This is a genomic window from Plantactinospora sp. DSM 117369 (assembly GCF_053764795.1).
In genome coordinates, this window is the sequence record NZ_CM132446.1 from 3,003,613 (window position 1) to 3,030,574 (window position 26,962).

At 71.9% G+C, this 26,962-nt stretch carries 24 protein-coding genes; 11 read left to right on the plus strand and 13 right to left on the minus strand.

Annotated elements, in window-relative coordinates; all coding sequences use genetic code 11:
• Window positions 1-83: 83 nt before the first annotated feature.
• Complete coding sequence (locus ACSMXO_RS13400) at window positions 84-443, minus strand: MmcQ/YjbR family DNA-binding protein (protein ID WP_455417974.1); 360 nt, start codon at window positions 441-443, stop codon at window positions 84-86.
• Window positions 444-540: 97 nt separating this feature from the next.
• Between ACSMXO_RS13400 and ACSMXO_RS13405 the strand changes: the two genes are divergently transcribed.
• The 6 genes from ACSMXO_RS13405 to ACSMXO_RS13430 all read left to right on the plus strand — a co-directional run bounded on the left by ACSMXO_RS13405 (window position 541) and on the right by ACSMXO_RS13430 (window position 6,731).
• Window positions 541-876, plus strand: a complete 336-nt coding sequence (locus ACSMXO_RS13405; protein ID WP_432889426.1) for a helix-turn-helix transcriptional regulator — start codon at window positions 541-543, stop codon at window positions 874-876.
• Window positions 873-1,838 carry a permease prefix domain 1-containing protein gene (locus ACSMXO_RS13410; protein WP_455417975.1) on the plus strand — a complete coding sequence of 322 codons (966 nt, stop codon included), beginning with the start codon at window positions 873-875 and terminating at the stop codon, window positions 1,836-1,838. The genes ACSMXO_RS13405 and ACSMXO_RS13410 overlap by 4 nt, the downstream gene beginning before the upstream one ends.
• A gap of 136 nt (window positions 1,839-1,974) precedes the next feature.
• Window positions 1,975-2,940, plus strand: a complete 966-nt coding sequence (locus tag ACSMXO_RS13415; protein ID WP_455417976.1) for an NAD(P)-dependent alcohol dehydrogenase — start codon at window positions 1,975-1,977, stop codon at window positions 2,938-2,940.
• A gap of 287 nt (window positions 2,941-3,227) precedes the next feature.
• A complete protein-coding gene (locus ACSMXO_RS13420; RefSeq protein ID WP_346257812.1) occupies window positions 3,228-4,082 on the plus strand; it encodes a helix-turn-helix domain-containing protein in 855 nt (284 codons plus the stop codon).
• A gap of 55 nt (window positions 4,083-4,137) precedes the next feature.
• On the plus strand, window positions 4,138-4,959 hold the full coding sequence (locus tag ACSMXO_RS13425) for an SAM-dependent methyltransferase (protein ID WP_455417977.1): 822 nt from the start codon (window positions 4,138-4,140) through the stop codon (window positions 4,957-4,959).
• An 86-nt stretch (window positions 4,960-5,045) separates the two neighbouring features.
• A complete protein-coding gene (locus ACSMXO_RS13430) occupies window positions 5,046-6,731 on the plus strand; it encodes an acyltransferase family protein (RefSeq protein WP_455417978.1) in 1,686 nt (561 codons plus the stop codon).
• Window positions 6,732-7,011: 280 nt separating this feature from the next.
• Here the strand turns inward: ACSMXO_RS13430 and ACSMXO_RS13435 are convergent, their stop codons facing one another.
• The 6 genes from ACSMXO_RS13435 to ACSMXO_RS13460 form a co-directional block, all read right to left on the minus strand.
• Window positions 7,012-8,505, minus strand: coding sequence for an ATP-binding protein (locus ACSMXO_RS13435; protein WP_455417979.1), 1,494 nt, complete (start codon window positions 8,503-8,505; stop codon window positions 7,012-7,014).
• A 139-nt stretch (window positions 8,506-8,644) separates the two neighbouring features.
• Window positions 8,645-9,337: a response regulator gene (locus ACSMXO_RS13440; protein WP_455417980.1), complete on the minus strand. Its 693-nt coding sequence runs from the start codon at window positions 9,335-9,337 to the stop codon at window positions 8,645-8,647.
• A gap of 60 nt (window positions 9,338-9,397) precedes the next feature.
• Window positions 9,398-10,396 carry a phosphatase PAP2 family protein gene (locus ACSMXO_RS13445; protein ID WP_455417981.1) on the minus strand — a complete coding sequence of 333 codons (999 nt, stop codon included), beginning with the start codon at window positions 10,394-10,396 and terminating at the stop codon, window positions 9,398-9,400.
• Window positions 10,397-10,610: 214 nt separating this feature from the next.
• Window positions 10,611-11,129: a hypothetical protein gene (locus ACSMXO_RS13450; RefSeq protein WP_455417982.1), complete on the minus strand. Its 519-nt coding sequence runs from the start codon at window positions 11,127-11,129 to the stop codon at window positions 10,611-10,613.
• Window positions 11,130-11,215: 86 nt separating this feature from the next.
• Window positions 11,216-12,265 carry a helix-turn-helix transcriptional regulator gene (locus tag ACSMXO_RS13455; RefSeq protein WP_455417983.1) on the minus strand — a complete coding sequence of 350 codons (1,050 nt, stop codon included), beginning with the start codon at window positions 12,263-12,265 and terminating at the stop codon, window positions 11,216-11,218.
• 238 nt (window positions 12,266-12,503) lie between these two features.
• The gene (locus ACSMXO_RS13460; protein WP_455417984.1) at window positions 12,504-12,776 is read right to left on the minus strand and encodes a hypothetical protein; all 273 of its coding nucleotides are present in this window, start codon (window positions 12,774-12,776) and stop codon (window positions 12,504-12,506) included.
• Window positions 12,777-12,797: 21 nt separating this feature from the next.
• Here ACSMXO_RS13460 and ACSMXO_RS13465 point away from each other — a divergent pair, with 21 nt between their 5' ends.
• On the plus strand, window positions 12,798-14,405 hold the full coding sequence (locus ACSMXO_RS13465) for a sulfatase (RefSeq protein WP_455417985.1): 1,608 nt from the start codon (window positions 12,798-12,800) through the stop codon (window positions 14,403-14,405).
• 45 nt (window positions 14,406-14,450) lie between these two features.
• Here the strand turns inward: ACSMXO_RS13465 and ACSMXO_RS13470 are convergent, their stop codons facing one another.
• From ACSMXO_RS13470 to ACSMXO_RS13480, 3 genes are all read right to left on the minus strand, one after another.
• Complete coding sequence (locus tag ACSMXO_RS13470; RefSeq protein ID WP_455417986.1) at window positions 14,451-15,260, minus strand: SAM-dependent methyltransferase; 810 nt, start codon at window positions 15,258-15,260, stop codon at window positions 14,451-14,453.
• Window positions 15,261-15,374: 114 nt separating this feature from the next.
• Window positions 15,375-16,418 carry a sodium:calcium antiporter gene (locus ACSMXO_RS13475; RefSeq protein ID WP_455417987.1) on the minus strand — a complete coding sequence of 348 codons (1,044 nt, stop codon included), beginning with the start codon at window positions 16,416-16,418 and terminating at the stop codon, window positions 15,375-15,377.
• 130 nt (window positions 16,419-16,548) lie between these two features.
• Complete coding sequence (locus ACSMXO_RS13480) at window positions 16,549-17,289, minus strand: TetR/AcrR family transcriptional regulator (protein WP_346257740.1); 741 nt, start codon at window positions 17,287-17,289, stop codon at window positions 16,549-16,551.
• A 103-nt stretch (window positions 17,290-17,392) separates the two neighbouring features.
• On the opposite strand from ACSMXO_RS13480, the gene ACSMXO_RS13485 reads away from it, so the two are divergent.
• On the plus strand, window positions 17,393-18,919 hold the full coding sequence (locus ACSMXO_RS13485; RefSeq protein WP_455417988.1) for an MFS transporter: 1,527 nt from the start codon (window positions 17,393-17,395) through the stop codon (window positions 18,917-18,919).
• A 125-nt stretch (window positions 18,920-19,044) separates the two neighbouring features.
• Here ACSMXO_RS13485 and ACSMXO_RS13490 read toward each other — a convergent pair whose 3' ends face one another.
• Window positions 19,045-19,227, minus strand: coding sequence for a hypothetical protein (locus ACSMXO_RS13490; protein ID WP_346257738.1), 183 nt, complete (start codon window positions 19,225-19,227; stop codon window positions 19,045-19,047).
• A gap of 132 nt (window positions 19,228-19,359) precedes the next feature.
• A complete protein-coding gene (locus tag ACSMXO_RS13495) occupies window positions 19,360-20,208 on the minus strand; it encodes an N-formylglutamate amidohydrolase (RefSeq protein WP_455417989.1) in 849 nt (282 codons plus the stop codon).
• Window positions 20,209-20,388: 180 nt separating this feature from the next.
• Here ACSMXO_RS13495 and ACSMXO_RS13500 point away from each other — a divergent pair, with 180 nt between their 5' ends.
• The 3 genes from ACSMXO_RS13500 to ACSMXO_RS13510 all read left to right on the plus strand — a co-directional run bounded on the left by ACSMXO_RS13500 (window position 20,389) and on the right by ACSMXO_RS13510 (window position 25,298).
• A complete protein-coding gene (locus ACSMXO_RS13500; RefSeq protein ID WP_455417990.1) occupies window positions 20,389-22,281 on the plus strand; it encodes a CocE/NonD family hydrolase in 1,893 nt (630 codons plus the stop codon).
• Window positions 22,282-22,515: 234 nt separating this feature from the next.
• Window positions 22,516-23,955 (plus strand): hypothetical protein, encoded by a 1,440-nt coding sequence (locus ACSMXO_RS13505; RefSeq protein ID WP_455417991.1) that lies wholly within the window; start codon window positions 22,516-22,518, stop codon window positions 23,953-23,955.
• 641 nt (window positions 23,956-24,596) lie between these two features.
• Complete coding sequence (locus ACSMXO_RS13510) at window positions 24,597-25,298, plus strand: hypothetical protein (protein ID WP_455417992.1); 702 nt, start codon at window positions 24,597-24,599, stop codon at window positions 25,296-25,298.
• Between the two features lie 283 nt (window positions 25,299-25,581).
• Here the strand turns inward: ACSMXO_RS13510 and ACSMXO_RS13515 are convergent, their stop codons facing one another.
• Window positions 25,582-26,598, minus strand: coding sequence for an NAD(+)/NADH kinase (locus tag ACSMXO_RS13515; protein ID WP_346257733.1), 1,017 nt, complete (start codon window positions 26,596-26,598; stop codon window positions 25,582-25,584).
• Window positions 26,599-26,962: the final 364 nt, after the last annotated feature.

The following is a 26,962-nucleotide window of genomic DNA, read 5'->3' on the forward strand; positions in this document are numbered from 1 at the left end:
TTTCGACGTGACACCCGCCGGAACTCACGATGAACAGCACGAACAGTCCGCCGAGGCCGGTGCGGCGTGACCCGCCGGATGGGTCAGTTCAGGTCGGCGAGCGGGTGTTGCTCGACGAGTTCTTCGGGTGCGGAGAGGCACCAGGCCTCGTGGACCAGTTCGGCGAGCTCGTCGGCGTCGATCCGGGGCAGGTGCACCACGACCCAGCCGAAGCCGCCGGAGGTGAACTGCACCTCGAAGACGTCCGGCCGCTCGGCGACCAGCGCCGCCTGCTCGGAGAGCGTCTGCTTCAGCCCTACCGTCTTGGTCCGGGGCCAGTGGTAGCCGAAGCGCCTGCCCCGGACGCTGAACGAGGTGTAGTCGCGGGCTTGGGCCCGTTCGACCTCGGCGAGCCTGTCCACCATCCGCAGGAACTGCGCACCCGTCACCGCCACGTCGAACATTCTCGCCTGCCCGTCGCTCCGGCGTAAAAGCGCGCTGTCGTTCACACGACGCTTGGTGCTCTTACATTAGTGTGTGCCACACAGTATCGTAGTGGTCATGCCGGACGACGAGCTTCTCTCGACGCACCTGCAGGAGCTACGACGGGGCACCGTCGTGCTCGCCTGCCTGCTGATCCTCAAGAAGCCCAACTACGGCTACGCCCTGCTGGAACTGCTCGGCCGGCGCGGGTTCGCCGTCGACGCCAACACGCTCTATCCGCTGCTGCGCCGCCTGGAGAAGCAGGGACTGCTGACCAGCGACTGGAACACCGAGGAGTCCAGGCCGCGCAAGTTCTACCGCACCAGCGGCGAGGGCCTCGACATCGCCGAACTGCTCAGCCAGGACTGGGAAACGCTGGACGCCGCCTTCCGCACCCTGAGAGATGAGCTATGACCACGACCGCTCCCGGCACCCTCACCGACCGCTATGTGGCGGCGGCCCTCGGGCGGCTGCCCGGGCGGCAACGCGCCGACATCGAACGGGAACTGCGTACCTCGATCGCCGACGCGATCGACGAGCGGCTCGAGTCCGGGGCCGACCCGGCCGAGGCGGAGATCGCGGTCCTCGCCGAACTCGGCGACCCGGCCCGGCTGGCCGCCGGGTACGCGGACCACCCGCCGTACCTGATCGGGCCCGGGCTGTTCGGGGACTACACCCGGCTGCTGCGGGTCCTGCTCGCCACCGTGCTGCCGGCCGCCGTGGTGGGCGTGGCGCTGCTCCGGACGGTCCAGGGCGACACCGTCGCCGGCGTGCTCGGCACCGCCGCCGGGACGGCGGTCACCGTCACGGTCCACATCGCCTTCTGGACGACGCTGGCCTTCGCGGTCGTGGAGCGCGTCGTCCACCGGCGGCACGCGGCCGGGTGGCGGGCTGGCCGGTGGACCCCCGCCGCACTGCCGGAGCCACCCAGCCGCCGCATCCGGTACGCCGAGCTGATCAGCGAGACCGCGGCGCTGGTCCTCTTCAGCAGCCTCATCCTGCTCTCACCGGTGCTGAGCACCCAGCGGGACGCCGCCGGTCGTCCCGTCGGAATCCTCTCGCCGTGGCTCTGGGAGACCGGAGTCGTGTACGCCTTCCTCGCGGTCGCGGTCCTCAGCCTCGGCTTCGGGTACGCGAAGTACTACCTGCGGTGGAACCTTGCCCTGGGCATCACCGGGTCCCTGGTCAACCTCGCCACCCCGGCCATGGTGATCTGGCTGGCCGGTACCGACCGGGTGCTCAGCCCCGCCTTTGCCGCCGCGGCCGGCTGGTCGACCGGCGTGCCCCGGTGGATCAACACCGGCCTCGTCGTCCTGGCCGTCCTCACCATCCTGCACACCATCGGCGAGGCCGCCGGTCAGGCCCGCCGCCGCTGACCGCCCGCACCGGACAGCCTCCACCGCACCGCCACCAGCGCCAGCGCTCCGCCCGACCCGGTACGCCGTCGTCAGCACCGTCGGCGCGCGTACCCGCAGCCTGCCCGCAGACCCCTCAGACGACCGGGGAGACATCATGAAGGCGATCATCCATGACGAGTACGGGCCGCCCAGCGTGCTGCGCTACGGCGACGTCGACATGCCGAAAGTCGGCGAGCGGGAGGTGCTGGTCCGGGTCCGCGCCGCCTCGGTCAACCACGGTGACCGGGTCTGGTTGCACGGTCTTCCCCGCGCCGCCCGCCTCGCGACCGGGCTGCGGCGTCCGAACCGGACGGTGCTGGGCCGGGCCATTTCCGGGACCGTCCAGGCGGTCGGACCGGCGGTGACCCGCCTCGCGGTCGGTGACGCCGTCTTCGGGGAGGTGAACCAGCGCGGGTTCGCCGAGTACGCGGCGGTCGCCGCGGATCGGCTGGCCCGGCGGCCGGCCGGGGTGACTGACGAGCAGGCCGCCACACTGCCCATCGCGGCCACCACCGCGTTACAGGCGATGCGCCGGGCCGACCTGCGAGCCGGCCAGACCGTGCTGGTCAACGGCGCCTCCGGCGGGGTGGGCACCTTCACGGTGCAACTGGCGAAGCGGCGGGGGGCGACGGTGACCGCCGTCTGTAGCACCCGCAACGTCGAGCTGGTCCGGTCGCTCGGTGCCGACCGCGTGATCGACTACACCCGGCAGGACGTCACCCGGGGACCGGACCGGTTCGACGTCGTCGTCGACCTCGCGGGCGGCCAGCGCCTCTCCGCCATCCGCCGGCTGCTCACCCCGACCGGGGTGTACGTCTGCTCGACCGGCACCGGGGGCCCGCTGCTGGGTCCGCTGCCCCTGCTCGCCGGCGTCCTGGCGACCGCACCGTTCGTACGCCAGCGGTTGCGCGTGCTGACCGCGACGACCAGGGTGGACGACCTGGACCAGCTCGCCCGACTCGTGGCGGCGGGGGAGATCACGCCGATGATCGAGCGGACGTACCCGCTGCGCGAGACCGCCGAGGCGATCGCGCTCGTCGAGACCGTGCACGCCCGCGGCAAGATCGTGCTGACCGTGTGACCCCGTGCGGTGGCGGTACCCGAACGGGTGACGACGGCCTCCGAAAAACTTTCGAGCGGTGCCGCGCCGGCCCTCGGCCGCGGGCGGCGCCGGCCGCAGGAACGTGACCTGCGAAGATCGCACAACGGGTCCGGGTGACCAGGGACCGGCCCGTCCGTCCGGTCATCGCCGACGGTGGCCGGCCGGTGGCTCTGGCCAAGACCCAATGGCATGCTTGGCGTCGGGAAGCAACCCGGAGGTGTGAGGTGAGCGGATCGGCACAGCCGGACGGACCCGGCGACGGCCCGATGGCCGTACGGATCCTGGTCGGGGCCCAACTACGACGACTGCGCGAGGAACGGGGACTGACCAGGGCGGAAGCGGGCGAGCCGATCCGTGCCTCGGAGTCGAAGATCAGCCGGATGGAGCTGGGCCGGGTCGGCTTCAAGGAGCGCGACGTACTGGATCTGCTGTCGCTCTACGGTGTGCACGACGAGCAGGAGCGGGCGATGCTGCTGGCGCGGGTCCGCGAGGCCAACACGTCGAGCTGGTGGCATCCGTACGCCGACGTCACGCCGAACTGGTTCCAGCGGTACCTGGGACTGGAGGCGACGGCGACACTGATCCGGACCTACGAGGTCCAGTTCGTCCCGGGGCTGCTCCAGACCGAGGAGTACGCCCGGGCGGTGGTGCGGCTCGGCCACGGCTCCGCCCGGGAGGAGGAGGTCGCCCGCCGGGTACGGCTGCGGATGGAGCGGCAGCAGCTGCTCAGCCGTCCCGATCCGCCGATGCTGTGGGCGGTGGTGGACGAGGCCGCGCTGCGCCGCCCGGTCGGTGGCCGGCAGGTGATGCGGGACCAGATCGAGGCGCTGATCGGCATCGTCACGAAGTTGCCGAACGTGAAGCTCCAGGTGATCCCGCTCGCCGCCGGTGGGCACGCCGCGGCCGGCGGCGCCTTCACCATCCTGCGTTTCCCCCAGCAGGACCTGGCCGACCTGGTCTACATCGAACAGTTGACCAGCGCGCTCTACCTCGACAAGCGCGAGGATGTCGACTGCTACTTCGAGGCGGTGAACCGGCTGTTCGTCGAGGCCGCGCCGCTCAAGGACACCTTCCAGATCCTCGACCGGATCATCCGCGACCTCGACGAGGCACCCCGGTGACCGGAGCTCTCCCGGGCCCCCGCCAGATCGATCGGCCGACCGGAGGGTCGTGTTCGTGACCGAGGAGATTTCCCAGTCCGGCGAGGAACAGGCGTCCAGGCCGAAGCTTGACGCCAACGTTCCACAGACGGCTCGGGTGTGGAACTACTGGCTCGGCGGCAAGGACAACTACGCCGTCGACCGGGCTCTCGGCGACGAGATCGCCGAGGCGTTTCCGATCATCGTCGAGATCGCCCGTGCCGACCGCGCCGTACTGAACCGGGTGGTGCGCCACCTCGCCGGCGAGGCCGGGGTCCGGCAGTTCCTGGACGTCGGCACCGGGCTGCCCACCGCCAACAACACGCACGAAGTGGCCCAGGCGGTGGCCCCGCGGTCCCGCATCGTCTACGTCGACTACGACCCGCTCGTACTCGTGCACGCCCGGACCCTGCTGACCAGCGGGCCGGAGGGCGCCACGGACTACATCGACGCCGACATCCGCGACACCGAGACGATCCTGCGCGAGGCGGGTCGTACCCTCGACCTCACCCAGCCGGTCGCGCTCATCCTCTCCGGGATCCTGGCCCACCTGCCCACCGTCGAGGAGGCACGGGCGGTCGTACGCCGGCTCATGGACGCCCTGCCCAGCGGCAGCTATCTGGTGGCCGTGGACGGCGCCGACACCAATCCGGAACTCAACGACGTGATGAAGATCTGGAACCAGTCGGCCAACCCGCCGTACGCGATGCGTACCCCGGAGGAGATCGCCAGCTACTTCGACGGGCTGGAGTTGGTCGAGCCGGGCCTGGTGGACGTCACCCGCTGGCGGCCCGACCCCAGCCCCGCCGGCCCGCCGCGTCCGCTGGACAATCTGGTCGGCGTCGGCCGCAAGCCCTGACCGCCCGGAGAACGTGACGGCACCTATTACCTGGTCGTGACAATGCGCGGACCGCCTCCGGACATGGCGGTGGCACCTTCGCTCGGGTGAGTTCCGAGCCCCTTCCGCCAGCCCGGCCGGGCGCCGTCCCGTCGGCGTCCCGGGAGCGCTGGGCCGACGTCGCCAAGGGCGCCTGCATCGTCCTCGTGGTGCTCTGGCACGTCATCGTCAAGCACTACCTGCGGATCGAGTGGCATCTCGGCGTACCGCTGCCCGGGGTGTGGGGGACGCTGGGCGAGCAGTTGCTGCCGTTGCGGATGCCGCTGTTCTTCGCCATCTCCGGGCTCTTCGCGGCGAACGCCGTGGACCGGCCGTGGCGCCAGGTCACCCGGGCCCGGACAGCCAGGTTCCTCTACCTGTACGCCGGGTGGCTGCTGATCCACACCGCGCTGCTCGCCGCCGCGCCGGACTTCCCGACCGATCGGGCCAGCTCGGTCCCCGGCCTGCTGGCCGAACTCACCATCACCCCGTCCAACCTCTGGTATCTCTACGCCCTCGCGCTCTATTTCGCGATCGCCAAGCTGGCCCGCCGGATCCCCGCGCCGGTGTTGCTCGCCGCCGCGGCCGGCCTCTCCGCCGCCAGCACGGCGGGACTGCTCGCCACCCCGGGCAACCGGGGCGGTGTCTACCAGAACCTGGTGTTCTTCCTCGGCGGCCTGCACCTGCGGACGTACCTGTCAGGTTGGATCGCGACCGCGACCCGGCGCCGCCTGCTGCTCACCGCCGCCGGCTACCTGGCCGGGCTGGCCGGCATGGCCTGGGCCGGCGCGCAGAGCTGGCCGGGGGTGTGGCTGCTGGTCTCGGCCGCGGCGGTGGCCTTCGGCCTCACCGCCGCCGCGAGGCTGGCCCGGTGGCGCCGCGTCGGCGACCCGCTCGCCGCCCTCGGCCGGCGGACCCTGCCGGTGTACGTCCTGCACCTGCCACTGCTGGCACTCGCCGACCGGGCGCTGCTCGGCCCGCTCTCCGGGCTGGGACGGTCCGGACAGCTCGCGGTGGCGCTGGGCTATCCCCTCCTGCTCACCGCGGCCCTGCTCGCCCTGACCCTGGTGCTGCACCGAGGACTGCTGGCCCTGGGGGCCGGCTGGCTGTTCGACCTGCCGGTGCCACGCCACGTCGGCCGTCGGCGGTGCCCCTGGCCCCGGTGGCGGAACGCCGCGGCGGCGGCGGGTCGGACCACGGCTCCGGTCGGGCCGGCCGGCCACGGTCCAGCTCAAGGCCGACACGGGGCTGTCCCGCAACGGCGCCAACCGGATGGACTGGCCCGATCTGGTCGCGTCGTAGTACCCGCGGATCTGGGCCCGGGCCGGGATCACCTTTCCGAGCCTGCTCGACATCCTGATCGACGGCGCCCGGAGCGCCGCGACCGTGCGGTGATGCGCCGGGCCGGGAATCAGTGGCCGGACGTGGTGGCCCGGGGTACGGCACGGCCGAGGCCGGGCGGCGGGCACCAGACGGAACCGGGGGAGTCCTGGTCCGCCCCGCCGGGCGCGGTCGGGCAATCCGGCGGGTCGCAGCCGCGCGGCCTCCGGCTCCCGTCCGGACCGGTCAGGGTGACGAGGGTGCGGTCCGTCGGCTCGCCGTCCGGCAGGGCGTACCGGACGGTGCAGACGATCTGGTCGACCGCGGTCGCCGACAGCGCCGTCACGTCGGTGCCGAGCCGCACCGTCGTACCGGACGGGTCGGACGCCGTCACCGTGGCCGGCGCGGCACCCGACGGGATCTCGGTGGTGTAGCCCTGCTCCCGCTCCGTCGGGTCCGGGCCGGCCAGCAGCAGGGCCAGCGCGCCGTCGACCGAACCCGGCGGTGTGGACGGACGCAGCACCAGCGTGACGCGGTGCTCCGCCACGAAGAAGAGGCCGACCCCCTGGGCCGGTCCCGGCGGGGCGGCGCCCCCGGTGATGACCGCGCTCGGCCGTACCCCGCAGCCGGCGGCGAGCGCCGTCAGCAGCGCGAGGGCGGCGACCGCTACCCGGCACCACCCTCGACCCCCGCCTCGCGTCCGCCAGATCCCGGTCACCGACGTCCCCCTTCGGGCCCGGGCCGGCCCTCGGCGGGCGGCGCCGGGTCGACGCAGCGGCGCGGCAGCCGGAGCGTGAACACCGCGCCGCCGGCCGGATCGTTTCCGGCCACCAGACTGCCCCGGTCCGCGCCGGCCCGGTGCAGCCGGGCGTTCTCCCAGGCGATGGCGAGACCGAGACCGCTGCCCTCGGAGCGGGTCCGGGCGCTGTCCGCCTTGTAGAAGCGGTCGAAGACGCGCGGCAGCACCAGCGGGTCCAGGCCCGGGCCACGGTCGCCGACCGACAGGACGATCCAGTCCGGCTCGGCGCGGAGCCGTACCGATACCGGCGGGGCGCCGTGCCGGAGCGCGTTGCCGACCAGGTTCGCCAGGATCACGTCCAGCCGGCGAGGGTCGAGCCGGGCCAGTACGCCCGGCGGCAGGTCGGTCACCACCCGCTCGGTCCAGCCACGGGCGCGCAGCGTCGCCCGTACCGCCGCCGCCACGTCGATCTCGTCAAGGGCGAGTGCCGCAGTTCCGCTGTCGAACCTGCTCACCTCGATCAGGTCGTCGACCAGCCGGGTCAGGCTCTGCGTCTCCTGGCTGACCAGCCGGGCGGCCCGTCCGGCGTCGCCGGGCAGCCGGGGCGCCTCCTCGTCCAGTACGTCGGTGACCGCCGTCATCGCGGCCAGCGGCGTACGCAGTTCGTGCGAGACGTCGGCCACGAAGCGCCGGGCGTCCGCCTCCATCCGGCGCAACTCGCCGACCTGCCGTTCCAGCCGCTCGGCGGTGTGGTTGAAAGTACGCGCGACGCGAGCGAGCTCGTCGGAGCCGCGTACGGTCAGCCGGGTGCTCAGATCTCCCGCACCGAGCCGGCGGGCCGCCTGGCCGAGGTCCCGGACCGGCCGCAGCACACCTCGGGCGGCGAGCAGCGCCAGCAGCACGGCGAGGGCCAGCGACAGCCCACCCGTCAGCCAGGTCGACATCGCGAGCCGGTCGATGCTGCGCTGCTCGGCCTGGAGGCTGTGCAGGCGGTAGATCTCCAAACCGGACGGTCGCGGCGCACCGTCCGGCTGGCTGACCATCAGTTGGGTCCCGATCACCAGGTACGGGAAGCCCTGTGCGGCCTGCCGCTGCCAGACGACCCGGCCGGCACGTACCGCCGTGCGCAGCTCCGGCGAGAGTACGGCGGAGACCTGGTCGGGCCTGGAGCTGTGCCCCTGGTACGTGGCGATCGCGGTGTCGTCGCGGTCGGAGAGCTCCGCGGCGATCACGTCGAGCTCGGCCTGGCTCGGTGGCAGGCTTCGGATCGGGGTGAGCTGGGGGATCTGCTCCGTCAACGTGACGACGGCCGCGTCCTGGGCGGTTTGCAGGATGACGTCCCGGGCCTGGACGTAGCTGGCCCCGGCCACCACCGCCGTGGTGGTCAGGCCGAGGGAGGCGAAGGCGAGCAGGAGTCGGACCCGCAGGCCCGCCGACCACCGAAGCCGGACCACCGATGCCGGTCGCATCACGAACCCCGACCGCGCCGGGAATCCCGGCCGCGCCATGAACCCCGGTTGCCCCCCGAACCCCGGTTGTGCCATGGATCCCGGCCGCGCCGGGGAGCCTGCTGGCGGCACGGTTGACGGCGCCCCCGCCGGGCGCGGCTCACAGCGGGCCGAACCGGTAGCCGAAGCCGCGGACGGTCTGCACGTAGACCGGGGCGGCCGAATCGTCCTCGATCTTCGCCCGCAACCGCTGCACGCAGGCGTCGACCAGCCGCGAGTCGCCGAGATAGCCGTGCTCCCAGACCGCCTCCAGCAGTTGCTGCCGGCTCAGCACCCGGCCCGGCGTGCCGGAGAGTTCGAGCAGCAGGCGCAGTTCGGTCGGGGCGAGGCCGATCGGCACTCCGGCCTTGCTGACCACCAGCGCCGACCGGTCGATGGTCAGCGCGCCGTACCGCTGCACCGCCGGCTCCGGACCGGACCGCCGGGACTCGCCACCGGTCCGCCGCAGCACCGCGCGGATCCGGGCCTCCAGGACCCGGGCCTGCACCGGCTTGACCACGTAGTCGTCGGCGCCGGCCTCCAGTCCGGCCACCACGTCGATGTCGTCGTTCCGGGCGGTGAGCATGATGATCGGCAGGTCCCCGGCCGACCGGATGCGGCGGCACACCTCGAAGCCGTCCATCCCGGGCAGCATGAGGTCGAGGACGACCACGTCGGCGGTGTCCGTACCCAGCCGGGCCAGCCCCTGCTCGCCGGTTGCCACGGCGTCCACGGTGTGACCCTGACGGGTCAGGGCGAGCTGGAGGCCGTCGCGCACCGTCTGGTGGTCCTCGATCAACAGCACCCGAGACATGTCACCAACTATCGCATTCCCGCCGAAGTTGCCCCATCGATCATGATGCGTGGCAGGGAATCACACCTCCGCTGCCGCGCCGTCCGGTTTCCGAACCCGGCCAACGTCCCGGCGCCGTACCGGTCCCGTCCCGCCGGCGGTCCGGGATCGTGTCGCGGCCGGGCAACCAGCCGTTCCGAGCCCCGCCGATCCGGACCGGCCGGCGGCTCGGGCGGGGCCGACGAAATCCACCGAACGCACCAGGATCAGGACGGTGGCGACGACCAGGACGACCAACCCGCTTCCGGCCGCGATCGCGACGAAGAGCCCGCCGACGCCGCCGGACGCGGCGTACGGGGCGAGCGACGGCGCGAAGGCCAGCAGACCCAGCAGTGGCACCCCGCCGAGCAGCCCGAGCGGCCCGAACCCGGCAGCGGCCGGGGCGGCCCGGGTACCCACGCCGGGCCGGACCAGCGCGGCGGCGGCCAGACAGAACAGCGCCGCCGCCAGCAGTACACCGCCGAGGACGTCGCTGAACCGGTGCCACCCAGCGATCATCGTGGCTGCGGCGACCGTGCAGACCCCCACCGCACCCGGGACGGCGCACCACGGGCGGACCGGTGCGGGGAGCACGAGCAGGACGGCGAGCAGCAGCGCCATCGCCGCCGCGACGTGGCCGCTGGGAAAACTGTTGTGCGTCGTCGAGGTGGCCACTCCGAGATCCGGCCGCAGGATCACCTGCTTGGCGACGCTCGCGGCGACCACCGCGGCACCGACCAGGCCGACGCCGGCCATCCCCGCCCAGGGCCGTCGCCGCAGCACACCGAGCAGCAGTACGGCAACCAGCAGCAGACCCAGCACGGCCGGATCGCCGAACCAGGCCAGTACGCTGCCGGCCGGCTCGACCAGCCCGGTCGGCTGCGCGTACCCGCCGCCCCGCTCGGCTCGGGGCAGCAGCCTGCCGTCGAGGGACTGGCCCGCGCCGGTGCCGACGAATCCGACGGCGGTCAGCACGAACGCGAGCAGGTACCCGAGCGCGGCGCGGCGCAGCCGGCGGGCCGGCTCCCGCTCGGCGGGCACCGGCCGGCGGTCGGGCCGCCCCGGGGATGGGAGCGGTGTCGTGGACGGGTACGGCGATACCGGATGCACCAGCCAAGGATGGCGGGCCGGGGTCCGGAAACCGTGCGGTTCATGTCATGGTTCTGTCACGGCCGCCGGCACCCGGCTGCCGCAGCGCCCCGGACGGCGGCGGGACGCGCCGACACGTCCCGCCCGCGCCCGGGGCGCCAGACCGCTACCAGCAGGTCCCGCAGACCGGACGGGGTCCCCAGTCCGGCGAGACGAGTCGGACCATCCGGTCGACCAGCGGGTCGCTGGTGTCCAGCGACCGCACGTCGAGTTCGTGGTCCAGCAGGTCCCACACCACCCGGACGCATTCGACCCGGACCAGGTAGTCGGTGACCACGCAGATCGCGAAGTCCACCTGCCCGGTCGGCACCTTCTTCCGGTCCGAGAACGGGCTGACCCCGGCCGGCGCGTACGGCCGCAGGTGCGACCCGTACACGATGCCGAGCGAGAAGCCGGGCTCGTAGATGGCGTACCCGAAGGCGGCGCCCGCCTTCTCCGCGACGCAGTCGAGCTGCCCCGCGAGGGTGAGGAAGTCACCCTCCTTGGCCTCGTCCACCGTCGCCACCTCGATGGTGCCGGAGGTGCAGTCGATCCGCTCCCAGACCGGCTCGGCGGCCATCGCCGGGCCGGCGGTGAGCGAGGCCAGCACAGCGGCGGCCAGCGCCGCGACCAGGCGTCTTCTCATCGAACCTTTCTCAGCCTGGACAGCGCGGGTCCGCCCCGACTTCCACCTGGGGCGACGACGGACCGCAAAGGGAGGTTGCAACAGGTTCATTGGTGGTCTCCCTCGACAGGCGGTGTGTTCCTCGGTGGGCTCGCCGCCTGCATCGCGCCGAGGGCGAGACCGAGTTGGAAGCGGTTCTCCACGCCGAGCCGGTCCATCAGCGACCGCAGCGCGTAGGTGACCGAGCGGGTGGACATGCCGAGTTCCTTCGCGGCGCTGGTGTCGGTATGCCCCTCGGCGAGCAGCGCGACGACCGCCTTCTCTCGTGGTGTGAGCACGACCTCGGGTACTCCGTTCCGACGTGGATCCGTCGCGTCCGTCCAGTAGCGGACGAACAGCGAGACGAACGACTCGACCGCCGCGGGTTCGACGACCTCCCACGCGCCCCGGTGCAACCCCTTCGGGTCGACGGCGACCAGCGCGACACGGCGGTCGAAGATCATCAGCTTGTGTGGCAGCCGAGGCGCCTCGCGGTACTCCCCACCCAACCGGGCGAACTCGCTGGCGTGCCGCGACGACCGGTCGCCGTCGGCCGGCGCCCGACCCAGCGAGCGCAGCCGGATCCGGCGCCGGAGCAGCGCGATGTCCATCGGGGCGGCGATCGCCAGCGCGTCGGCGCTGAAGACCTCCTCCGGGTTCATCGCCAGGTGCTCGACCCGCTCCACCGCCACCAGTTCGGCGATACGCCGGCGGGTCGCGTCGCGGTCCGGCAGCCGCCGGGCCGGAAACGGGCGGACCATGCCCGGCCGTAACAGGCCGGCCGCGACCTCGTTCGCCGGGGCGGCCCGCCGGAGGGCGCGCCGTCGCAATGTGGTCACCGCCGCGTCCACCTCAGCCGCCCGCCAGGTCACCGCCTCGGCGCCGTGGCCGGCCGGCGCGGCGACCGGCTCGACCAGGTTGGCCTCCGCCAACTCGTCCAGTGCGGCGCGGACCCGGCGCACCGCGAGACCGAGACTGGCGGCGATGCTGCCGGTGCTCCGAGAACCGAAGGTGACCAGGCAGCGGTAGACCAGATCGGCATCGGCGGAGACTCCCCAACGGACCAGTAGCGGCACCGCCCGCCCAACGGCCAGCGCCCCCGTGCCCCTGCCCGTCATGAACAACTCCCTCCCCCTGGGAATCGGTACGTCGCGATACAAACACAGGACGGCACCGATGTCTCGGGCCAGCAAGATCACCAAGTTGATTCGTTGCGTGATTACGCAACGCGGGGAGGTCGGCGAAGGCTCGTTGAACCGTAGGCCCGGAAATCCCGTTCTAGCTCACGGGCGGCGAGGCCGTTGCGAGCCTGGCCCGCCTCGCCAGTACGACCGCCAGGAGAGGATCCTCGGGTTGTCACTCTTCACACGCTTCCGCCAGGTGCCGGACCAGGAACGGACGCCCACCACGGACGACCCGTTGCCGGACGGACGCGCCGAGGACGACGCGGCCGGGGACGGGGAGAGTGCCGGTTCCGGAGGTGCCGGCGACGGTACGGGCGGTGACGACACGGGCGGCGACGGTACGGGCGGTGACGGTACGGGCGGCGACGGTACGGGCGGTGACGGTACGGGCGGCGACGGTACGGGCGGCGACGGTATAGGCGGCGAGGCGGCGGGACAGCGGCACCGCTCACCCGCTCGGCGGATCGTGACGCGGCTGACGACGGTACTGGCGGCCCTGCTCGTGCTGCTTGCCCTGACCGCGGGCAACAAGCCGGACCAGTTCACCCTCGGCACGCTCGCACGGATTCCGGTGGAGGCACTCCTCGGCGTCGTCCTCGTCCTCGCGTTGCGGACGGGGGCCCGACGGGCGGCGGCCGTACTCGGTGGCGTCGGTCTCGGCCTGTTGGGCCTGCTCAAGATCGTGGACATGGGCTTCCACGCCGTACTCGCCCGGCAGTTCGACCCGCTCCTCGACTGGATCCTGCTGGACGACGCGATCTCGTTCCTCACCGACTCCTTCGGCCGGGGCGCCGCGATCGGTGCGGCGGTCGTGGCGGCGCTGCTCGCCGTCGCGGTGGTCGTGCTGACCACCCTGGCGGTGCTCCGCCTGACCGACCTGGTGACCCGGCACAGCGTCGCCGCGACGCGTACCGTCGTGGTGCTCGGCGCGGCCTGGCTCGCCTGTGCGGTGCTCGGCGTACAGATCGTTCCCGGCGTACCGGTGGCGGCCCGGAACACGGCCGGCCTGGCGTACGGACGGGCGCAGCAGATCCGCGACGGCCTGCGCAGCCAGCAGGAGTTCAGCCGGCAGGTCGCCGTGGACGCCTTCCGCGACGTCCCCGGTGACCAGTTGCTCACCGGCCTGCGCGGCAAGGACGTCATGCTCGTCTTCGTCGAGAGCTACGGGCGGGACGCGGTCGAGGACCCGGAGTTCGCACCGCAGGTCGGTGCGGTACTCGACGCCGGTACGCAGCGGCTGGCCGCCGCCGGCTTTGCCGCGCGCAGCGCCTTCCTCACCTCACCGACGACGAGCAGCGGCAGTTGGCTGGCCCACTCCACGTTCCTGTCCGGTCTCTGGATCGACAACCAGCAGCGGTACCGCAACCTCGTCACGACCGACCGGCTGACCCTCACCGGCGCCTTCCGGCGGGCGAACTGGCGGACCGTCGGCATCATGCCGGGCGTCACCCGGGCCTGGCCAGAGGGAGAGCTGTACGACTACGAGAAGATCTACGATTCGAGCCAGCTCGGCTACCACGGCCCGAAGTTCAGCTGGGCCACCATGCCCGACCAGTACGCCCTGGCCGCCTTTGAACGGTACGAACACGGTACGCCGGACGCGGCCCCGCTGATGGCGGGGATAACCCTCGTGTCGAGCCACGCGCCCTGGACCCCCACTCCCCGGTTCGTCGACTGGGACGACCTCGGTGACGGATCCGTCTTCGCGCCGATGGCGAAGGAGGGTGAGCCGAAGCGCTCGCGCTGGGGCAACTCGGCGAAGGTGCGTGCCGACTACCGGCAGTCCGTCGAGTACTCGCTGAACAGCCTGATCTCCTACATCGAGAAGTACGGCGACGACGACACCGTGGTCGTCTTCCTCGGGGACCACCAGCCCGCCCCGGTGGTGACCGGCGCCGGTGCCAGCCGGGACGTGCCGATCACCATCGTGGCGCACGACCCGGCGGTGCTGGACCGGATCTCCCGGTGGGACTGGCAGGACGGCCTGAAGCCGGGCCGGCGGGCGCCGGTCTGGCGGATGGACTCCTTCCGGGACCGCTTCCTGACCGCCTTCGGGCCACGGCCCGCTTCCTGACCGGGCCCGGACCGGGCACCGAACGGGGCTGGTGGGGCCCGGGCGTCAGGGTTTGTGGCCGATGCCGCCGTACCCGTCGACCGGTTCCGCGTCGGGGCTCTCCGGGCGCCACCGCGAGATGGAGACGATGCCCGGCTCCAGCAGGGTCAGGCCGTCGAAGCAGCGTTCGATCTGCTCCGGGCTGCGCAGGACGTACGGGACGGCGCCGGTGTCGTCGTAGCCCTGCTGTGCCTCGTCGAATCCCTCAGAGGTGTTGGTGCTGTCCCAGAGCACCAGGTAGCTGCCGCTGGGCACGGAGGCCATCACCCGGGCCACAATGGACCGTGCCTCCTCGTGGTCGGCGACGTGCCCGAGCACGCCCATGAACATGACCGCGATCGGCTGGGTGAAGTTCAGGATGTTCCGGGCGTCGGAGATGATCTGGTCGGGATCGTGGAAGTCCGCGTCGACGTAGCCGGTCACCCCCTCCGGGGTGGTGTTGCTGAGCAGGGCGCGGGCGTGGGCGAGCACGAGCGGGTCGTTGTCGACGTAGACGATCCGGGACTCCGGGGCGGCCCGCTGGGCCACCTGGTGGGTGTTGTCCAGGGTCGGCAGGCCGGTACCGATGTCGAGGAAGTTGCGGATCCCCGCCTCGGCCGCCAGGTGGTGCACGGCCCGGATCAGAAAGCGCCGGGACTGCTTGGCCAGTGGAACGATGCCGGGAAACTGCCGTCGGTAGGCGTCTCCGGCCTCTCGGTCGGCGGCGAAGTGGTCCTTGCCGCCCATCCAGTAGTTCCAGATCCGGGCCGAGTGCGGCACGCCGCTGTCGAGCCCGTCCGGCCATCCGCGATGTGCTGGCGGCGCTTCCTTCGTCACTTGGCTTCCCCAGGATTTCCGTAGTGAACGCGACCACTCCACCGTAGATCGTCGATCTGTCCCACGCACCCTCCGGGCGACCGTCCGCTGCTTCGGCCACCGTTGGGATACAGCTCAGACGGCCAGGAGGATGGTCATCCCGAGGTACGTGACCAGTAGCAGTACGCCCTCGAAGCCGAGTCGCCCCCAGCCGCAGGTCTGCCGGACGAGCAGCCCGGCGAGCAGGATCGCGGTCATGAACAGCCCGCTGGTCGTGATGAACAGGTCGTCGCTGCCGGCGGCGTGATAGATGGAGCCCTGCCGGTACGCGACGTCGCCGACCACCAGGGTGATCACGTCGAGGATGTTCCCGCCGAGCACGGCGGCCACGGCGAGGGTGACCGCCCCCCGGCGTACGGCGGCGATCGCGGTGACCGTCTCCGGCAGCCCGTTCACGATGCCGAGCAGTACCCCGCCGGTGAACCCGGCAGTGAGGCCGGTGGTCTCGACGACGCTCTCGGCGGCCAGCGACACCGCCCAGCCGCTCGCCGCGACTAGTACGCCGACCAGCACGAACCGCCCCCACAGCGTGCCCATGCCGTGCTTGTCGAGGGCACCGTGGTCCTGTGGTACGTCGGGTTGCGTCTCCTTGGTGCCGACGGCCTGCCACATCGGTCTGGTGCCGGCGGTCCGGATCAGCCGGAGCCCGCCGAGGTAGCAGGCGACGATCGCGACGGAGACCGGGTGGATCCCGCCGACGGTGACGTTCGGGCTGTAACTGCCCAGCAGGGCAAGGGCGAGCAGGGCGATCAGCAGGCAGCCGAAGAGCAGGTTCGACGAGGAGGCGGCGGCGTGTTCGAGGTTGACCCGGCGGTAGAAGGCGTCCGCGACCGCGACGGCGGTGGTCTGGGCGGCGATCCCGCCGACCGCGTTGCTGTAGCCGAGCTGCGGATGGCCGCCCGCCGCGGTGACCGCGGTCATCACGATCCCGGAGAGCCCGGTCGCGACGCCGAAGAAGACCACCCCGAAGACGGCCTCGCCCCAGCCGGTCCGGTCCGCCAGGGCGTCGCCCAGGGCGACGAGCCGGATGCTGCCGAGGATCGTGAGCAGGCCGGCGACGGCGAAGACGCCGACGCTCGGCCCGGGCGGCCAGGGCGTGGCGGGGAGAAGGCCCAGCATCGGGGGGTTATTCCCGAGTTGCCGGCTCCGAAGCATGTCGCCGGGAGCGGCGCGCCACCGCGACGGCGGGGCCGGCAGTCCTCGGCCGTCAGCCGGGAGCGGTCACGCCCTGGCGGTCAGCCGGGAGTCGTCACCGGTCCGGCCGGTCCAGCCACATCTCCAGCCCGTCGAGCAGCCGATCCAGCCCGAAGGTGAAACTCTCGTCCCAGATCCGCTCCGGGACGTACGCCGCCCCCCCGACCTCCTGCCGCCACTTGTCGTAGTGCGGATGCTCGCTGGCTATCCGCCCCAGCTGGGGTTCCAGCTTCGCCGCGATCTCGGTCATCGACATTCCGGACTGCCGCATGCTGGTGACCATCGCCGAGATGGTCGTCGCCGAGCCGATCGCGTAGGAGGTCAGCAGCGCACTCGCGTGGGAGAGCTCCAGCCCGGAGAAGCCGGCCGCGGAGAGCAGTGCCACGGTGCGGTCGCCGATGCGCATCGCGTTGGGGCCGTAGTTCGGGCGTACGCCGAGCAGGCCGATCACCCACGGGTGGCGGAGCAGCATCTCCCGGGTGCCGGCGGTCAGCACCGAGGCGCCGATCCGCCAGCTCGTGTCGCCGACCTCCGGGACGTAGACCTCGCCCATCACCTCGTCGACCGCGAGTTCGAGCAGTTCGTCCTTGTTCGTCACGTACCAGTACACCGAGGTGGCGCCCGAACCCAGCCGGGTGCCGAGCCGGCGCATGCTCAGCCCGGCCAGGCCCTCGGCGTCCAGCAGTTCGATCGCCGCCCGGACGATCTGTTCACGGCTCAGCGAGGGCTGTTCGCCCCGGGTCCGGGGCGGGCGCAGCCACACCGAGTTGGTGAACGGGTCCGATTTCGGCGGCATCCACGGTCCTTTCGACCCGGCCAGTCTACCGACCGTCGTACGGTGTTCGAGATTGCTGGTACGGTGTTCGAGAATTCTCGCACGCTGTACGAGCGGAGGTCCCATGCCCACACCCCACCCGCGTCGCTGGTGGATCCTCGGCGTGCTCTGTCTGAGCCTGCTGGTGGCCGTCATCGACAACATGGTGCTCAACATCGCCGTCCCGTCGCTGATCCGCGACCTCGGGGCCAGCGCCTCGGACATCCAGTGGATCCTCGACTCGTACATCCTGGTCTTCGCCGGGCTGCTGCTGACCGCCGGCAGCCTCTCCGACCGGCACGGCCGGCGACGTGGCCTGGTGATCGGCCTGGTCGTGTTCGGCGGCGCGTCCGTGCTGGCCACGCTCTGCCAGACCCCCGGTCAACTCGTCGCGGCCCGGGCCCTGATGGGGGTGGGCGCCGCCTTCCTGATGCCCAGCACGCTCTCGATCCTCACCACCGTTTTCGACGAGTCCGAGCGGAAGAAGGCCATCGCGATCTGGAGTTCCGTGCTGGTGCTCGGCGCCCTGGGCGGCCCGACCGTCGGCGGCCTGCTGTTGCAGCACTTCTGGTGGGGATCGGTGTTCCTGCTCAACGTCCCGATCGCCATCCTCGGCATCGTCGCCGCGCTCGTGATCATCCCCGAGTCACGCGGTCCGGCCAGCCGGCCGGACGTGCTCGGTGCGCTGCTCTCCACGGTCGGCATGACGGCGCTGGTCTGGGGGGTCATCTCGTCGGCCAAGGACGGCTGGTCGTCCCCGCCGACCGTTGCCGGGCTGGTCGGCGCGGCCGTGCTGCTCACCGCGTTCGCGCTGTGGGAGCGGCGGGTGGCCGAGCCGATGCTGCCGATGGCGCTGTTCCGGGACCGCAACTTCGGCGGGGCCAGCCTCTCCATCGTGCTGCTCTCGCTCTCCGCCGGCGGCGTACTGCTCGCCCTGACCCAGTACCTCCAGTTCGTCCTCGGGTACGGACCGATGCGGGCCGGCCTGGCGTTCGTGCCGATGCTGGTCACCGTGATGGCCTGCAACGGCCTCGGGGTACTGGTCGACAAGCGGTTCGGTGCCCGGGTCGCGGTCGCCGCAGGGCTGTCGCTGATGGCCGTCGGCTTCGGCGTACTCGCCTCGATCGGACCGACCGACGGCTATCCGACGCTGGCCGTCGCGCTGGTGCTGATCGGGGCGGGCAGCGGCGTCACCGGACCGGCGGCGGTCGGCACCCTGCTCGCCGCACTGCCCCCGGAACGGGCCGGCGTCGGCTCGGCGGTCAACGACACCGTGCAGCAGATCGGCGCGGCGCTCAGCGTCGCGGTGCTGGGCAGCGTACTGACCGCCGCCTACCGGGCCGCGGTGCCGGCGGAAGTCACCGGGCCGGCCCGGGAATCCATCGGCGACGCCCTGCGGATCGCCACCGCCACCGGCGACGACACGCTGGCTCGACTGGCCCGGGACGCCTTCGTCGAGGCGATGTCCAGCACCGCGATCGTCGGAGTGGTCGGTGGCATCGCCGCCGCCGTCGTCGCGGCGCTCGTGATCCGGCCGAAAGCGACCCCGCCGGCACCGCCGGCGGCGGAGCGGGAACCGATCGTGGCGGACGGAGCGGTCACGACCCGGTGAGGCCAGCACGATCCGACCCGCACCGGCCGTACTGGATGGAGGTGCGGGTCGGACGGCGATCCCTTCCGCGGGCTGCCTGCCGGGCACGGCTGGCCGGCCGAGCACCGTCGGCCGGACTCGGTCGGTCAGTCGGTGAACCGGAGCACCGGCTTGATCGTACGGCCGGCGTGGACGTCGTCGGCGGCGCGCTGGATCTGCCCGAAGTCGTACCCGGTGACGAGCCGGTCCACCGGTAGCCGGCCCTGCCGGTGCAGCCGCACCAGGGCCGGGATCAGCGACTGGGTCTCCGCGCCGCCGATGGTCACCATGTAGCGCCCGGGTCACCGGACGTCAAACCCGGCCCGCGCAGCGCGAACCGGCTGGCCGGGAGCCGCCCGGGACATGCCGGCTCGGCCAACGTCCTGTTCGGGGACGCCGGCCTCGGGGCCGGCCGGGCCGGGTCAGCCGGTGCGGCGACCGGGGTTGGCGTCCACCGCGTCGACCGCGTCCACCGCGTCGACCAGCGCGGCCAGTGCCCCGGCCACGGTGGCCAGGCCGCCGGTCGGCGCTCCGCCGGGTTCCACCAGGTAGCCGTCCCGCCGGATCTCCACCATCAGCGCGGTCACCCGCCGGTCCCGGCCGTAGTGCCGCAGCGGCACGTAGCAGCCCGCGAACGGGGTGTCCACTCCGGTGCCGCCGCAGCCGGCGAAGGCTGCCCGGCCGGCCGCCAGCAACCAGTCCGGGGTGTGCGCCGGATCGGTACCGAGGCAGACCGCCGGGCGTTCGGCGCCGCCGATCTCGTACGGCAGCCGCCGGCTCGGATAGGAGTGCACGTCCAGCACGGTCACCCGGCCGCGTACGGCCAACCGGGCGTCCACCAGGTCGGTGATGGCCCGGGCGTAGGGCCGGTACCAGCGGTCGAGCAGTTGCGCCTCGGCGACCGGGTCCTCGGCGCGCAGCGGGGAGCCGTCGCTGGTCCTGGTGTAGACGGCGGCCATTCCGACCGCCCGCATCGACTCCCGCTCGTCCGGGAAGCGCTCCGGGTCGACGACCAGCCGGGAGAGCAGGTTCACGAACGTCCACGGAGTACGCCGGGCGGAGGTGGCGGCCCGGGCCGCGATCAGGTCGGTGTGCGCGTCGGTCATCCGGGCCAGCTCGGCCGCCAGGGCGGCGTCGTCGAGCAGCAGCCCGGCGCGTACGTCCGGCGGGACCAGCCGACCGGCGTGCGGGACGTGCAGGACCACGTCGCTGTCGGCGGCGCCCGGCACGACCCGGAAACCAACCGCCGGCTCCGCCCCGCTGTGCCGCACTCGCTACCGCCGTCCCGTCGACCCGCTGCCGGCGGACGGTAGCACGGCGACGGCGCAACCGCTGGTGCTTCCGTGTGCCGTCGAACCTGGACGGATCAGGTTCCGACAGATGTGCGTTGTTCGATCGGCGCTCTCGCCCGTAACCTACGCACGCCCTTGACCGGCGAAAAAGGAGTGTTCATGGGTCGGATCAGTAGGATCTGGCGGGTCGGACTCGCGGTGCTTCCGATGGCGGCGGTGGCCGTGCTGGGCTCCGCGCCGCCGGCGTTCGCCCACCGGGAACCGTCGATCGTGGTACGCGACGGCGTGACCCAGCCGGTGTTCGGGTACGCCGACGCGATCCGGGAACGGCTCTTCGTCGACTCGACGTTCGACAGCGACAACGACGGCGAGCGCGACATCATCGCGTTCGACGTGATGCGGCCCAGGGCCACGGCCGACGGGCTCAAGGTGCCGGTCATCATGGACGCCAGCCCTTACTACTCGACCGTCTGCCGGGGCAACGAGTCCGAGTGCAAGGCCGACCTGGACGGTGACGGCCTGCTCGACCGGTGGCCGCTCTTCTACGACAACTACTTCGTCCCGCGCGGCTATGCGGTGATCCTGCTGGACATGGTCGGCACCAACAACTCCACCGGCTGCCCGACCACCAACGGCACCCCGGACAACCTGAGCGCCAAGCAGGCGATCGACTGGCTGAACGGCCGGGCCACCGCGCGGAACGCGGCCGGGAAGGTCGTCAGGGCCGACTGGCACAACGGCCGTACCGGCATGGTCGGCAAGTCGTACGACGGCTCGCTGGCGATGGCGACGGCGGTGACCGGGGTGAAGGGCCTGACCACCATCGTGCCGATCAGCGGCCCGGCCGAGTACTACGACTACACCCGCAGCAACGGGGTGATCACCCGAGGCAACAGCTATGTGTCGTCGCTGGCCAACACGGTGACCAACCCGGACCGCCGGGACTACTGCAAGCCGGTCCGGGACGCGCTGGGCGCCGCCGACGGCGACGAGACCGGCGACTACTCGGCGTTCTGGACCGAGCGCAGCTACGTCCGGAACGTCGGCAAGATCAAGGCCAGTGTGCTGCTCTACCACGGGCTCAACGACGACAACGTCCGGCCGGACCACTTCAGCAAGTTCTGGTACGAACTCGCCGAGCACCGGGTGCCGCGCAAGTTGTGGCTCTCCCAGGAGGGGCACGTCGACCCGTTCGACTCGCGCCGGGCGGTCTGGGTGGACACCCTGCACCGCTGGTTCGACTTCTGGCTGCACCGGGTGCGGAACGGGATCATGGACGAGCCCCGGGTCGACCTGGAGCGCTCCGCCGACGTCTGGGAGACGCACGCCGACTGGCCGATCCCGGGGACCCGTGGGACCGAGGTCTTCCTCCAGCCCGGCACCGGCGGTGCGGGCGGCCTCAAGCTGATGCCGGCGTGGAAGCCGAGCGCCCAGACCTTCGCCGACGACCCGGCGCAGCGCCAGGACGCGATGATCACCAACCCGGAGACCGTCCAGCCGGGCCGGCTGGCGTACCTGTCGGAGCCGCTGCGTGCCCCGCTGCACATCTCCGGTACGCCGGTGGTGAAGCTGCGGGCCTCCGCCGACAAGACCGACACCAACTTCGGGGCGATCCTGGTCGACTACGGCACCGCCGAACGGGTGGCGCACCGGGCCTCCGGGGAGGGCATCATCACCCTGGAGACCCAGGACTGCTGGGGTGAGACCAGCCCGACCGACGACGGGTGCTACAAGCAGACCCAGAAGCGGGTGGCCACCGCCGACCTCGAACTGGTCACCAAGGGCATCCTGGACGCACAGAACCGGAAGTCGATCCGCACGGCGACCCCGTTGGTCCCCGGCAAGCTCTACGACTTCGACTTTCCGCTGCTGCCCGAGGACTACGTCTTCCCGCCGGGTCACCGGATCGGCGTGATCATCGTCGGCAGCTACCCGCAGTACTCCAGCCAGGCCGACCCGAACCGGGCCACCATCGACCTGGCGCTGAAGAACAGTCGTGTCGTGCTGCCGATCGTCGGTGGTGCCCGCGCCGGGTACGCCGCCGGACTGTGACCGTACGCCCCGCCGGCTGTCGGAGACTCCCCGGCGGGGCACCGGGACAGCTCCTCGGTGGCCGCCGGCCGTCCCCGTCCTGGTCCGGCGGTGCCCGGCCGGAGCGCCGGTACGGCTCGGCCGGGCCACCCCGCCGGGCCGCCGTCAGGTGTATGATCCGCCGGTTGAGCCCTACCCCTGCGGCGTGTGCCCCGGACGCCGGCACCGGGCTCGCGACCATATGGAGGATGGCGCATGTCCCAAGGCCAGGAGCTGTTCGACCTGCACGAGGACAAGACTTCGCGGCCCAGCTTCGAGACCACGCTGCGCGGTTACGACAAGCGGCAGGTGGAGCAGTATGTGGCGCAGACCGCCCACGAGCTCTCGAAACTGATCTCCGAACGTGAACAGGCGTTCAGTCACATCCAGGGGCTGACCGTCCATCTCCAGCAGGTACAGGCCGAGTTGACCGAGCTGCGAGACCGGCCGCCGCAGGTGGACCGGGCGTCGTTCCGCGACCTGGGTCCGATGGTCGACCAGATCATGGCGCTGGCCGAGAAGCAGGCCGGAGTGATCGTCGACGCCGCCGCCCAGCGGGCCACCGAGCACCAGAACGAGGCGGAGCGGGTCCTCGCCGACGCCCGCGAGCAAGCCGAGAAGCTGGTGGCCGAGGGTGAGGCCGGCCGGGAGCGCGCCGAGCAGGAGGCGCAGCGGGTCAGCGAGCGGAGCGCCCAACAGGCCGAGCGGGCCCAGGCCCAGGCCGAGTCGATGCTGGAAGCGGCGCGCAACCAGATCCAGCAGGAGATCGAGGCCGCCCGGGCGCGTACCCAGCAGGAGCTGGGCCAGTGGCAGGCCAACGTGGAGCGGGAGCTGACCGAGCTGCGCAACAGCACCGAAGCGGAGCTGACCCGGGCGCAGAAGCAGGTCGAGGAGGAGAACGCGAACCTGCGGTCGGAGGCCCAGCAGTACGCCTCCGAACTGCGGCGCCGGGCGGACGAGCAGGCCACCGCGCACCAGCAGCAGCTCGCGGCGCTCCAGGAGGAGGTCGAGACGCGGCAGCAGTCGCTCAGCCAGTTGCTGGCCGCGCAGGAGACCGCGCAGCAGCGGCTGGCACAGTCCCGCCAGGAGGGTGCCACCGCGGAGCAGGAGTTCGCCCAGCTACAGCAGCGGCTCGGCGAGGTCCGCCAGGACCTGACTGCCGAACTCAACCGGCTGGACGAGGCGCGCCGGGCGGCGGAGCAGGCCGAGCGGCAGGCGGCCGAGGTGCGGGCCCGGACGCAGCGTGAGGCGAAGCGGCTGGCCGACCGGGCCGCCGCCGCGGTGATGGCGGCCGCCGCGATCACCGGAGAGACCGGCGAATACCAGATGGTGGCGGTGCGCCAGGAGGCCAACCGGGGGCCGGCCGAGCTGCCCGCGGAACCGGTCGAGCAGCCCGAGCAGCCGGAGCGGCGCGAGTCGGTCGAGCAGCCGGAGCCGGCAGTGCACATGTTCGGACCGGTCGAGCAGCCGGAGCCGGCGGCGAACATGTTCGGACCGGCCGAGCAGCCGGAGCCGCCGGCGAACATGTTCGAGCCGGCCGAGCAGCCGGAGCCGGCCGTGAACATGTTCGAACCGCAGCAGCCCCCGCACCAGCCGCAACACGGGCACTCGCCGCCCGTCTACACCCCGAACGGCGGCGACCCCAGCCGCTACTAGCGGCGCGCGGCGACGTCGGTGCCAGGGTTTGAGCTGGCGTGAGGATGGTTGCGGGTCGGAGGTCGTGATGTAGCGAGGTCTCCGGTAGATGGTTCAGCGACCAAGCAGAACCTGGAAAGCCGGAGACCTCGTGGACACCCTGGCGGTGACGAGGCGGTTCGACCTGGCCGATGCCCAGTGGGCAACGCTGGAGGCGTTGCTGCCGACGCCGAAGCCGCCAGGCCGACCGTCGTTGTGGAGCAGACGCCAGTTGACCGACGGATCCGGTGGCCTGCCCGGGTCGGAGCCCCATGGCGGGCTCCCACGGCGGCCAGGCGGCAGTCGGTCCTGAGCCCCTGGCCAGAAGTCTTCGCCGTAACCAGCGCGCGATCCGGCGGATGCCGGCGACCAACGACGGAACCGCGCGGTGCCCGAGGTCGTACGGGCGAGAGAGAGCACTCCTGCACGGGCTGTATCGCGATCCGCGACGGGCTCTCGTGCTGCCGAGCTGCTGACGCGTGACGACGAGCCGGACCGGTACCGGTGGTGCGGGCTGATCCGCCTGAGCACGAGGTAGGCGCCGGTAACCGGCCGACATCCGCGTCGACAACAGCGTGGACAGTACCAATCTTCTCCGGGAGAGATGTGAAAGGGAAGTGAAAGTGGGCGTATTTACCATTGTTGTGAGAAGCGCCGCGCTATCCGAGGGCGAAGGCCGTCGTCCGACAACTGAGGCAAACCGGCACCCACCACGGAGGTATAAACATGCGAAACTCCTGTCGAGATTTGTCGTCATCGCTTCGGTACTCGTCACCGCGCCACTTGTCGGCGGCGCCGCCCATGCGGCCGCGCCCGCCGGCCAGCAGTACGTGCAGTACAAGACCGGGACCCAGGCGGTTTTTGAACAGCAGGCCCGGGCGGCGGGTCTGACCCCGAGTCAAGCCGAGTACCTGGAGAAGCGGAGCGACTACTACCTGGCCATCATGGGAGGGAAGCGGATATCCCTCAACCAGATCGACGTCAACGGGACCGCGACGGTGAACATCGCGCTTCCGGGCGAGAGTCGCCCTCGGAACCTCTCGTCTGAGGCTGGCCTCCGTCAAGCTGCCGAACCGTGTCCCTACCTGTACTTCTGCGCCTACCAGTACGAACACTGGACGGGCGACTCCATCAATATGTACAACTGCAGGTTCTATCCGATTCCATGGGTTTCGGCGGGCTCCTGGGAGAACGACCAGACCGTTGGCACCGAACCCATGCAATACCACAGCAACGGCGGCAGCCAGCGACTTCCCGCTGCGTACGCTTTGCAGGGGAGCGGCGTTACGTGGCTGACAATCACCGGCATCAGGCCGTGCGACTGACCGACCGGCAACCGTAGTCGCCACGCACGCTTCCGGCTACGACATCCATCGCCGGCGGAGGGCCGAGGAGCCGGTGCCCCACTTTCGGACACCGGCTCCTCCGGGTGAGGCCGCGCAGTACCGCTGCCCACGCCGGGCCACCGCTCTGCGTGCCGTGATCCTGCTGTCGTGGCCATCCGCTTCAGGAACTCGCCCTCCGCCACGAAGCCACCATCCGCCTCGCCGCCATCCACGAATGGCTGCGGCCGACTTCGACACCGGCCCTGGTCGGCGGAGCGGGCGTTCAGCCGTCGGCCTGGTCGGGCCGCCGGCTGTCGGCCACCGCCGCGGGCGCGTCGGCGAGGGAGAACCGTTCACGCAACCGGGAGTAGAACCGGGACGGGCGCAGCCGGACCAGGTGGGCCGGTTCGCGCGCCGGCAGCACCGTCACCCAGTCCCCGGGATCGAGTACGCCACGGAGCTGCCCGTCCACGCTGACCGCCACCTGGCCGGACCGGTCGAGGACGCGTACCGTCACCGCCTCGTCGGCGGCCATCACCAGGCTGCGGTTGAAGACCATGTGCGGGGCGACCGGAGTGAAGGCCAGCGCGCGGAGCCGGGGGGAGAGGATCGGGCCGCCGGCCGCGAAGTTGTAGGCGGTGGAGCCGGTCGGGCTGGCCACCACGAGGGCGTCGGCCGAGTAGGAGGCGAAGAGCGTCTCGTCCAGGTACACCCCGAGGCTGGCCTGCCGGTCGCGGGCCAGCTTCTCGAAGACGATGTCGTTCAGCGCGGTGACGTCCAGCGCCACGCCTGGCTGGTCGACAGGTTCGGCGCTGCGGGGCAGTGGCGGGGGCGGCGGCAGCAGCGGCCCGCGCCCGTAGCGCAGCAGCGCCTCCATCCCGCCAGGAATCTCCAGCGGCCGGGAGGCACAGAGCGTCAGCATCAGCCGTTCGTCGAGCTGTACCCGGCCGGCGAAGAACGCGTCCAGCGCCGTGTCGATCTCGGCGGGCTCGATCTCGGTCAGGAAGCCCACCCGGCCGACGTTGATGCCGAGCACGGGTACGCCGTCCTTGGCGGCGATCCGGGCGCCCCGCAGGAAGGTCCCGTCCCCGCCGATCGTCACCACCAGCGCCGGATGGCCGGCGGCCTCGGCCTCGTCGCCCGCGTTGCGGCGTCGCCGCTGCCCCCAGGACGGCTCCCAGACGTCGATGTCGCTGACCCCGATCGAGTGGTCGGCCGCCCAGCGCCGGACCGCCCCGGCCGCCGTCACCGCCGCCGCCCGGCCCTCGTGCACCACCAAGCCGATCCGTTGACCCGTCATGCTCTCTCGTTTCTCCTGCCTGGCGTCCGCGCCACCGGCCCTCGGGCGGTGAACGATCCGGTCGCGGTCCCGGCCACTGCCTATCACGAACATGGTCGACCAGCCCGCACCGCCCCGTGTCGCGGGGCCGACCGCGCCGACCGGGAGCGCCCGCCGCACCCGAACCGGGGACAGTCCGGGCCCGGGGCGCGGCGGCCGTCCCGAGCGTGTCGAGCCGGGCCGACGGCGGCGAATTTCCCGGCCTGGCACCGCTTCGGCCCGACCGTCGTAACAGGACTCCGGGTAAAGGTGCTGGCCCCGCTCGGCTTGACAGTGCTGCCGTACGGGGTCAGGCTGGGGCCACTGTAAGCGCTTCCGGAAGTGG

What these genes read in the sequence shown, in the direction of transcription:
- ACSMXO_RS13400 (WP_455417974.1), bottom strand. Translation starts at nt 443, where the DNA reads ATGTTCGACGTGGCGGTGACGGGTGCGCAGTTCCTGCGGATGGTGGAC.
- ACSMXO_RS13405 (WP_432889426.1), top strand. Translation starts at nt 541, where the DNA reads ATGCCGGACGACGAGCTTCTCTCGACGCACCTGCAGGAGCTACGACGG.
- ACSMXO_RS13410 (WP_455417975.1), top strand. Translation starts at nt 873, where the DNA reads ATGACCACGACCGCTCCCGGCACCCTCACCGACCGCTATGTGGCGGCG.
- ACSMXO_RS13415 (WP_455417976.1), top strand. Translation starts at nt 1,975, where the DNA reads ATGAAGGCGATCATCCATGACGAGTACGGGCCGCCCAGCGTGCTGCGC.
- ACSMXO_RS13420 (WP_346257812.1), top strand. Translation starts at nt 3,228, where the DNA reads ATGGCCGTACGGATCCTGGTCGGGGCCCAACTACGACGACTGCGCGAG.
- ACSMXO_RS13435 (WP_455417979.1), bottom strand. Translation starts at nt 8,505, where the DNA reads ATGCGACCGGCATCGGTGGTCCGGCTTCGGTGGTCGGCGGGCCTGCGG.
- ACSMXO_RS13440 (WP_455417980.1), bottom strand. Translation starts at nt 9,337, where the DNA reads ATGTCTCGGGTGCTGTTGATCGAGGACCACCAGACGGTGCGCGACGGC.
- ACSMXO_RS13450 (WP_455417982.1), bottom strand. Translation starts at nt 11,129, where the DNA reads ATGAGAAGACGCCTGGTCGCGGCGCTGGCCGCCGCTGTGCTGGCCTCG.
- ACSMXO_RS13455 (WP_455417983.1), bottom strand. Translation starts at nt 12,265, where the DNA reads ATGACGGGCAGGGGCACGGGGGCGCTGGCCGTTGGGCGGGCGGTGCCG.
- ACSMXO_RS13475 (WP_455417987.1), bottom strand. Translation starts at nt 16,418, where the DNA reads ATGCTGGGCCTTCTCCCCGCCACGCCCTGGCCGCCCGGGCCGAGCGTC.
- ACSMXO_RS13480 (WP_346257740.1), bottom strand. Translation starts at nt 17,289, where the DNA reads ATGCCGCCGAAATCGGACCCGTTCACCAACTCGGTGTGGCTGCGCCCG.
- ACSMXO_RS13485 (WP_455417988.1), top strand. Translation starts at nt 17,393, where the DNA reads ATGCCCACACCCCACCCGCGTCGCTGGTGGATCCTCGGCGTGCTCTGT.
- ACSMXO_RS13490 (WP_346257738.1), bottom strand. Translation starts at nt 19,227, where the DNA reads ATGGTGACCATCGGCGGCGCGGAGACCCAGTCGCTGATCCCGGCCCTG.
- ACSMXO_RS13500 (WP_455417990.1), top strand. Translation starts at nt 20,389, where the DNA reads ATGGGTCGGATCAGTAGGATCTGGCGGGTCGGACTCGCGGTGCTTCCG.
- ACSMXO_RS13505 (WP_455417991.1), top strand. Translation starts at nt 22,516, where the DNA reads ATGTCCCAAGGCCAGGAGCTGTTCGACCTGCACGAGGACAAGACTTCG.
- ACSMXO_RS13515 (WP_346257733.1), bottom strand. Translation starts at nt 26,598, where the DNA reads ATGACGGGTCAACGGATCGGCTTGGTGGTGCACGAGGGCCGGGCGGCG.